Annotated in this window: 2 protein-coding genes and 1 pseudogene; all 3 read left to right on the top strand. The window is 69.3% G+C overall.

Annotated elements, in window-relative coordinates:
- Nucleotides 1–1,614, top strand: a pseudogene (locus tag ACFV2X_RS23700) (cell surface protein); the annotation flags it as partial.
- A 22-nt stretch (nt 1,615–1,636) separates the two neighbouring features.
- Entirely contained in the window at nt 1,637–2,095 is a 459-nt protein-coding gene (locus ACFV2X_RS23695; RefSeq protein ID WP_385619632.1) for a YbaB/EbfC family nucleoid-associated protein, read from the top strand.
- A 5-nt stretch (nt 2,096–2,100) separates the two neighbouring features.
- The gene (locus ACFV2X_RS23690) at nt 2,101–2,487 is read left to right on the top strand and encodes a hypothetical protein (RefSeq protein WP_385619630.1); all 387 of its coding nucleotides are present in this window, start codon (nt 2,101–2,103) and stop codon (nt 2,485–2,487) included.
- Nucleotides 2,488–2,552: the final 65 nt, after the last annotated feature.

The following is a 2,552-nucleotide window of genomic DNA, read 5'->3' as shown; positions in this document are numbered from 1 at the left end:
GAGCAGGAGCGCAAGGCCGAGGAGAAGCAGGCCGAGCAGGAGGCCAAGCAGGAGCAGAAGGAGAAGGAAGCCGAGGCCAAGCAGGCCGAGCAGGAACGGAAGCAGGAGGAGCGGTACAAGGAGCAAGAGGCACAACAGCAGGCTGCTACGACATTGGCACGCACGGAACGCGAGCAGCAGAAGAAGGAGCAGGAGAAGAAGCAGGCGGAACAGGAGGCCAAGCAGGCCGAGAAGGAGGCCGAGCAGGAGGCGAAGCAGGCCGAGCAGGAGCGCAAGGCCGAGGAGAAGCAGGCCGAGCAGGAGGCCAAGCAGGAGCAGAAGGAGAAGGAAGCCGAGGCCAAGCAGGCCGAGCAGGAGGCCAAGCAGGCCGAGAAGGAAAAGGAGGCGGAAGCCAGGCAGGCCGAGCAGGAACAGAAGCGCATTCAGACCGAGAGCGAATACGAGGCCAAGCAGGCCGAACAGGAGGCAAAGCAGGAGCAGAAGCAGAAGGAGCAGGAGGCCAAGCAGGCCGAGCAGGAGGCCAAGGCCGAGGCCAAGCAGGCGGAGCAGGAAGCGAAGCAGGAGCAGAAGGAGAAGGAGGCCGAGGCCAAGCAGGCCGAGCAGGAAGCCAAGCAGGAACAGCGCCAGGCCGAGGCGGAGAAGCGCTACGAGAGCCAGACCCGGGAGCTCGGCGGCGGGAACCTCGGGCGGTACGAAAGCCCGGACCTGCCCTCCGACTTGCCCGACGACTACGGCGGCCAGAGCCCCTCGCTCGACCGCAGCAGCGGCACCACGACCCTCAACCCCGACCGCACGGTCACCCTGGAGTACCCGGACGGCACCTCACGGACCATCGATGTGCCGGGCGGCGATGTCTCGACCGTCCTGCCGGACGGCTCGACGGACATCGACAATCTGCGTCCCGGCGACTCGATCACTAACAGCGACGGCAGCGTCACGACCCTGGAGCGGGACGGGACCCTCACCACCGACTTCCCCGACGGCAGCAGCACCAGTATCGACCCGGAGAAGGGTCTGATCACCAACCACCAGCCCGACGGCACCACGACCACTACCCCGATCGAGTCGGGCGAGACCCTGCCGAGCAACCTCGGCGGCTCCACCGACCTTCACTCGCCGTCGAGCTCCTCCTCGTACGACGGCCTGTACGGCGGCGGCTATGAGGACGACCTGTACGACACCACCCCGTACAACGGCGATCCGTCCGGCAACGGTTACGGCTCGGGCGGCGGCAGTGGCAGTGGCTCGCCCGGTGGCGGCATGCCGATGCTGCCCCCCGGCACCCGGATGAACGGGTCCACGAGCGGCGGCGCGGGCTCCGAAACCGAGCGGGTCCGCGGGGTGTTCGACGACCCCAGCCAGCCCATCGTGCGCCGCGTCGGCGGCCCCCGGCCGTCCGGTTCGAGCTACCAGGAAGAGGAGGTCGTCGCGGCCCGCAGCGGCGGGATGTCCACCGCCGGCGGCATGCCCTTCGCCCCGCCCATGGGTGGCGGCATGGGCGGCGGCCAGCCGCAGACCCAGAGCTCCGACCGCGAACGGGCGGCGTGGCTGGAGGAGGACGAGGACGTCTGGGGCACGGACGAGGGCGGCGCCCCGGCCGTCATCGGGCGTTGAGAACGGCGCGGGAGGCGTACTGATGGACAAGGAATCGATCAAGGACCAGCTGGCCCGGGCCATGGCCGACATGGAACGGACCCAGCAGGCCGTGGCCCAGGCCAAGGCGCAGCTCAGGACGGCCTCCGTCACTGTGCGGTCGCGGGACCGCGCGGTCGAGGCGACCGTCGGCGCGCAGGGACAGCTCGCCGATGTGAAGTTCCTGGACGGCAGGTACCGCACCATGGGCGCCGCGCAGCTCACGGCCTCGGTGCTGGAGGCGGTGACCCAGGCCCAGGCACAGATGGCCCAGACGGTCATGGACACCTTCCGGCCGCTGTCCGACAGCGTGACCGGCGCCCCGCGCCTCGACGGTGTCGGTATCGAATGGGACGAGATCTTCGCACCGCTCGCGGACACCGCGTCGAAGGGCCGGGCCGCGCACGCCCGTTCCAGCGACCGGCTGCGAGACGAGATCCACGAGGACGGGGACCGGAGGTAGGTCGGATGAGTTACGGATACGGCGGCGAGCGGTACGAGGCCGATCCGGCCCGGCTGATCGCCATGATGGACGAGATCCGGGCCATCGCCAAGCAGGCGAGGGAGCTCCCGGGCGGATTCACCTCGGCCCTGCAACCCACGCGGCGGTGGTACGGGATCGACGACGAAGTCGCCGAGGAGTACGGCCCCAAGTACGAGAAGACCGTCGAGGGCGTCAGCGACACCTTCTTCGCCATCTCCGACGCCGTCGTCGGCGTGGTCGAGGGGCGCCTCCAGGAACTCCAGGAGGTCCGGGGGGCGGAGTCCTTCGCCCTGGACAGCGTCGACGAACTGCGGCAGGCCGTGAACTCCGTGGGCGGGGACGGCACCCAAGGCGGCGGCGGAAAACATTGAGCGGTGCCGACCGGGGAGGCTCCGTCCCCGAGGACTCCATCGAATTTCCCGATGATGTCCGCAAG

It is taken from the genome of Streptomyces sp. NPDC059679 (genome assembly GCF_042734105.1).
Classification (GTDB): domain Bacteria; phylum Actinomycetota; class Actinomycetes; order Streptomycetales; family Streptomycetaceae; genus Streptomyces.
Note: the sequence above shows the minus strand (reverse complement) of the source record. Positions and strands in the feature narration are given on the sequence as shown.